The sequence below is a fragment of the Psychrobacter sp. 4Dc genome, from assembly GCF_002836715.1.
Taxonomy (GTDB): domain Bacteria; phylum Pseudomonadota; class Gammaproteobacteria; order Pseudomonadales; family Moraxellaceae; genus Psychrobacter.
On record NZ_PJAT01000020.1, the window covers coordinates 1 to 6364 of the forward strand.

Genomic DNA, 6364 nt, shown 5'->3' on the forward strand with positions numbered 1-6364 from the left:
GCTCAACTATTACTGTTAATCTAATCACTAACATGAGGCAACTGATTCTCCAAATCTTGTTTCAAGTGAGGTGCATTGCTATTTGTCCACGTCTCATCACACCAATCACAACTACTGTATAAATTGCCAAGCCAACAAGGGTAGTATGAAATGTTATCAGGTAAATCTCTCTGAGCATCCATAAAACCACAGTCAATATTACTAATTACTCTACAGATATCTAGAGGAGTAATTTCATCATTTAAATATCTGGTGGTGTTCTAAAAAGTATGCTGGCGCTAAAAGTCAATAAGAAGTCTATGCTAAGTTCTCTGATTATATATGGCTTTTAAAGCTTCAAAAATTGTTCAAATTTTGATCAGCATACTTTTTGACACACCACCAAATATCTTTTAATTACATTGATCAGGTATTTAGCCACTAATATTTCCGCACTCAATGATTGCGGTGAAAAATTTAGTTCTGCTTCTATAGATAGTCTAAAAAGAATATCCTCAAAATAATATTTAGGTGAACAAAAAATCTCAAACACGAATACTAAAATAGAAATTTGTTGATTAAATAAATTATACTTAAGGATTAATAGAGACATAAAGGACTGTCATGACCATTACAACCATCCAGCTATTCACTTTCATCATTGCTGTATTCATATTTATCATGACGCCGGGCCCTGGTGTGTTTGCCACGATTGCCAAAGCCATGACGCAAGGTTCTTGGGCGGCGCTGCCTTTAATTATTGGACTTGCCGCAGGCGACACTATTTATATGGTGTTCTCAGCTTATGGACTGAGCGTGTTAGCAAGTAATTTCAATACACTGTTTACTATCGTTAAGTTTGTGGGTGCAGGTTATTTATTTTACTTGGCGTACAAGATGTGGACGACTGTGCCAAGTGAAATTATTACTGGAAATATAGCGCTAAAGAATAAGAGTGAGGGGTTGAAAAGTGTGATGTCAGGCTTTTTGGTATCTATTAGCAATCCAAAAGTTATTTTATTTTATATCAGCTTGTTACCGAGCTTTTTTCCAGTTACTAGTCTGACAGGCGTAGACATTACGATTTTATGTCTAGTGATTTTTAGCTGTGCCATTGTTGCCATGATGATGTATGCCTTTATGGCGAGTTATGCGCAAAAACGTCTAAAAAGTTCTAAAGCGCGTCAAAAATTTAACCGAGTAGGGTCTTCATTTATGGGATTGGCTGGCACATGGTTGATAGCGAAGGGTTAAATTTACTAGATAGCATTTAATACAAAGTGCGACTCTCAACAGCAACAGCAACAGCAACAGCAACAGCAACAGCAACAGCAACAGCAACAGCAACAGCAACCTTGGATTCTATACATTAAAAAAGGCCACTCCCTAAAGAGTAGCCTTTTATCAATAACTAACCAACTTGTATTAGCTTACGTCTTTTAACCCTTGCTCAAGCATTGGCTTTAAGAACTCACCCGTATATGAGCCTTTTACTTCCGCGACTTCCTCAGGCGTACCTTCAGCGATGATCATGCCGCCACCTTTACCACCTTCAGGGCCAAGATCAATCACCCAATCCGCCGTTTTGATGACATCCAAGTTATGCTCGATGACCACGATGGTATTACCTTTATCGCGTAGGGCATGCAGGATATTGAGCAGCTTATCGATATCATGGAAATGCAAACCAGTGGTTGGCTCATCCAAGATATACAGCGTCTGTCCCGTATCGCGTTTGGCAAGCTCACGCGCCAGTTTGACACGTTGCGCCTCACCACCTGATAGTGTTGGCGCAGACTGACCCAAGCGAATATAGCTCAGACCGACATCCATCAATGCTTGCAGACGACGGTAAATCGCTGGTATCGCTGAGAAGAACTCAACGGCATCTTCAACAGTCATATCAAGCACATCAGCAATCGTTTTGCCTTTATAGTGAATCTCTAGCGTCTCACGGTTGTAGCGCTTGCCTTCACAAGTATCGCACGGCACATACATATCAGGCAAGAAATGCATCTCAACTTTGATGAGACCATCACCTTGGCACATCTCACAGCGTCCGCCTTTTACGTTGAAACTAAAGCGACCAGGCTTATAACCACGAGCACGCGCTTCTTGGGTCTGGGCAAACATCTCACGCACAGGGGTAAACACGCCCGTATAAGTTGCTGGGTTTGAGCGCGGCGTACGACCGATTGGGCTTTGATCAATATCGACCATTTTGTCCAAATGCTCAAGACCGCTAATGCTTTCAAACTTGTCAGCAATCAGCGTTGAGGCATTGTTTAACTGAGTCGCTGCCAATGGCATAAGGGTACGGTTAATCAAGGTTGACTTACCTGAACCTGAGACACCCGTCACACAAGTCATGATCCCAACAGGAATGGTCAAATCTACATCATGTAAGTTGTTGCCTGACGCGCCTTTTAGCTCGATGGTCATCGGTACTTTTTTGGCTTTGGCCTTACCTTTGACTTCCACATCGATGGTTTTGGCTTTATGACGCACAGTTGGAATCTCGATTTTCTTCTTACCAGACATATATTGTCCAGTGAGCGATTCTTTATTTGCCATGATGTCATCGACCGTACCTTGAGCGATAATATGACCGCCATGTACACCGGCACCGATGCCGATATCGATGACGTGATCTGCTTGGCGAATCGCATCTTCATCATGCTCTACGACCAGTACCGTATTACCCAAATCACGCAAGCGCGTTAGGGTTTTTAGCAAGCGATCGTTGTCACGCTGATGCAGACCGATTGACGGCTCATCAAGTACATACATGACGCCCATCAGACCAGCACCGATTTGACTAGCCAAACGAATACGCTGCGCTTCACCGCCCGATAACGTCTCGGCAGAGCGGGCGAGTGTTAAATAATCAAGCCCGACGCTGACGAGAAAGTTTAAGCGCTCATTAATCTCTTTAAAGATTTTTTCGGCGACTTCACCTTTGTGACCGCCAATCTTTAGCGTTTTATAATAGTCAGCCGCATCACCGATAGACAGCTTAACGATTTCTGCAATGGTCTGATCATCAACACGGACATTGCGTGAGATTTCATTCAAACGCGCGCCGTCACAGACGTTACAAGTGGTATCAGCCAGATATTTAGCCAACTCATCACGGACGAGGTTACTTTGCGTCTTGGCATAACGACGCTCTAGGTAGGGAAGCACGCCTTCAAATGGTACAGTCTTATTCGTTTTGCGACCGCGCTCATCGGTAAAGTTAAAGGTCAGCTTTTCTTTACCAGAACCATGCATGATGAGGTCTTGCTGCTCTTTTGACAGGTCCTGCCACGGTGCATCCATGTCAATTTTGAAATGCTTACAGACCGTGCTAAGCAAACCGAAATAGTATGCATGACGCTTGTCCCAACCATTGATTGCGCCTTGGTTAAGTGACTTCTCGTGATGAGTAATCAGTTTTTCAGCGGCGAAATATTGACGTTTACCGAGGCCATCACAGCTTGGGCACGCGCCATATGGATTGTTAAAACTGAACATGCGTGGTTCAAGTTCAGGTACCGCACGATCACAGACAGGGCATGAGTGCTTGGCTGACATGACTTGGTTTTCGTCACCGCCTTCTTTTGGATTACCATCCATAAAGTGCAGCGTGACCAGTCCTTGACCCAAACGTAACGCCGTCTCTAAGCTCTCAGCGACACGGTTGCCCAAGTCGTCACGAACTTTAAAGCGATCGACCACCACCTCGATAGTATGTTTTTTCTTTTTATCCAACGTCGGTAGCTCATCGGTATCATAGACATCACCATCGACGCGAACGCGAACAAAACCTTGACCAATCAGCTGCTCAAGCAAGACAGTATGCTCACCTTTACGCTCACGAATGACGGGTGCCAAGATCATAATCTTGGTGTCATCTGGCAAGGCCATGACCTGATCGACCATCTCAGTGACCGACTGTGCGACCATTGGCTCACCGTGCTCAGGGCAATATGGCGTACCAATGCGTGCATAGAGCAGACGCAGATAGTCATAAATCTCGGTAATCGTACCGACGGTCGAGCGTGGGTTATGGTTGGTTGATTTTTGCTCGATAGCAATCGCAGGGGATAGACCCTCGATACTATCGACATCAGGTTTCTCCATTTGCGAGAGGAACTGACGAGCGTATGCGGATAAACTCTCGACATAACGACGTTGCCCTTCGGCATACAGAGTGTCAAATGCCAATGAAGATTTACCAGAGCCAGATAGGCCAGTGATTACCACGAATTTATCTCGTGGAATGTCTAAATCGATGTTTTTTAAATTATGAGTACGTGCGCCGCGTATTGCGATATGGTCATGTGCCATCGGTTACAGGTTTCCTATTTGCTAAAAGGGGATTGGGAAATATCTCAAGTCAAAAAGTAAATACAGATCAGTAAAATAGTTGGTTAAAAGGTGAATAATTCTAAATTTATGATGTTGTTATAAGTAGTGTTGTTATAAAAGATATCGTTATAAATAATACCGTTATGAACAGTGTCGTTATAAAAGGTACATACATTGATAAGGTAAAAGTTAAGCCAGCCTAGTTGTTCATTTTCTATTATTGTTTGACTTTATGTTGCTTGTCGTTCTTATGATGATTTTTATAGGACTAAGCAAATCTAAATCAAATCAGTGTTAAGTAACAGGCATCGTTTGTTATGGTTTTGACCAAAAATGTCATTTTATAGAAGCGTTCGTCGTTACGTAGATATGGTGAGTGAGCCATTAATTGTGCTGACAACGTTTTACTTTATTGTCATGGTGACAGCATTATTCAAGGTGTCACTGTGCATCTGATGCACTTGGTAACAAAATAATCTCGTAATATGAATGGCTTGGGTTAAGGGCGCATACGTTACTGCACCAGTAAGACAAAAGTCTCGGCAACCAAACGGCGAATGTCTTATACTAGGGGGCTTGATTTATAGGCCAATGCCTTGATAAACCAGTAGTGATAAATCATGGTATGGCACAGTGTTAGTCGTGAAAGATAGCAATGAGCAACCAGCAATGATCAACCAGTGAGGCAAGTATGAATAGCGTAGAGAAACGGGCAATCCTCGGAGTCGGTGGCATCTTTGCCTTACGTATGATTGGCTTGTTTATGATTGTGCCGGTATTTTCTGTTTATGGTGACAATTATGCACACGCGACGCCGTTTTTAATTGGTTTGGCCGTTGGTATTTATGGCTTAGGGCAGGCCATCTTTCAGATACCGATGAGTTTGGCTGCTGATAAATTCCCGCGTAAGCCTATTATCTTTTTGGGATTGATACTGTTCGCTGTCGGCGGCATGATTGCAGCAAATGCGACTGATATTTATGAAGTGATCATTGGTCGGGCGCTGGCGGGTAGTGGTGCGGTCTCTGCTGTGCTTATGGCATTACTGGCTGATGTGACTCGTGAAGAGATGCGTACCAAGGCGATGGCCACGATGGGTCTGACGATTGCGACCTCTATCATGCTTGCCTTTGCTTTTGGTCCATTATTAGTCGGCTCGCTCGGTATCTCTGGACTGTTTTGGCTAACATCAGGGTTTGCTATTTTGGCGATGCTGCTATTAGTGGTAGTACCGACGCCTATGCGCGTGCTCAAGCACAATCTAGATAACAAAACCATTGGTCAACAGTTGGCTACTGTCCTCAAGATTGGTGATCTTAACCGCTTACATATCGGCATCTTTGCGCTACATCTGACGATGACGGCGATATTTGTGATATTGCCGCACCAGCTCAGTGACGTACTTGGCTTGTCAGTACGTCAGCAAGGCATGGTGTATTTGCCACTATTGTTTATTGGCTTCGCCATCGCGATACCTTTTATCATCATCGCTGAAAAGAAACGCAAAATGCGTCAGGTGTTTTTGGGTGCGATTGCATTAATGACCGCCGCTTTAGCAATACTCGCGCTTGGTAGTCAGGTCGGTGTTGGTATCATATTGGGTTTGCTGCTGTACTTTATGGGCTTTAACCTACTTGAGGCGACGATTCCTTCATGGATATCTAAGCGCGCACCAGTCGCCAATAAAGCGACCGCAATGGGGCTTAATTCTTCTAGTCAGTTCTTTGGTGCATTTGTAGGCGGGGCAATGGGCGGCCTGTTATTAAGCCAACCTAATTTGTTGGCATGGGGCATACTGGCTATTATTATGGGTGCCGCATTGCTTATCATCATTCCCATTTCTCAGCCACCTTATCTATCGAGCACGACGGTTACTATTCCCAAAGACATCAATATCCAAGATTGGTCACGACAAATGCTAGCAGTAGATGGCGTTGACGAGCTGGTCGTCATGGCAAAAGAGCAAGTCGCCTATCTAAAGTTAGATAAGACACAGTTGACGGATGATTCACGTCAGCAGCTCTCGAGTTTG

Annotated in this window: 3 protein-coding genes; 2 read left to right on the plus strand and 1 reads right to left on the minus strand. The window is 44.0% G+C overall.

What is annotated here, in order from left to right; all coding sequences use genetic code 11:
- Positions 1-603: 603 nt before the first annotated feature.
- Positions 604-1233, plus strand: coding sequence for a LysE family translocator (locus CXF61_RS01590; RefSeq protein WP_165596917.1), 630 nt, complete (start codon positions 604-606; stop codon positions 1231-1233).
- 171 nt (positions 1234-1404) lie between these two features.
- Here CXF61_RS01590 and uvrA read toward each other — a convergent pair whose 3' ends face one another.
- Positions 1405-4311 (minus strand): excinuclease ABC subunit UvrA, encoded by a 2907-nt coding sequence (uvrA, locus tag CXF61_RS01595; RefSeq protein WP_165596918.1) that lies wholly within the window; start codon positions 4309-4311, stop codon positions 1405-1407.
- A 712-nt stretch (positions 4312-5023) separates the two neighbouring features.
- On the opposite strand from uvrA, the gene CXF61_RS01600 reads away from it, so the two are divergent.
- The coding region (locus CXF61_RS01600; protein ID WP_165596919.1) for an MFS transporter at positions 5024-6364 on the plus strand (1341 nt) is incomplete at its 3' end.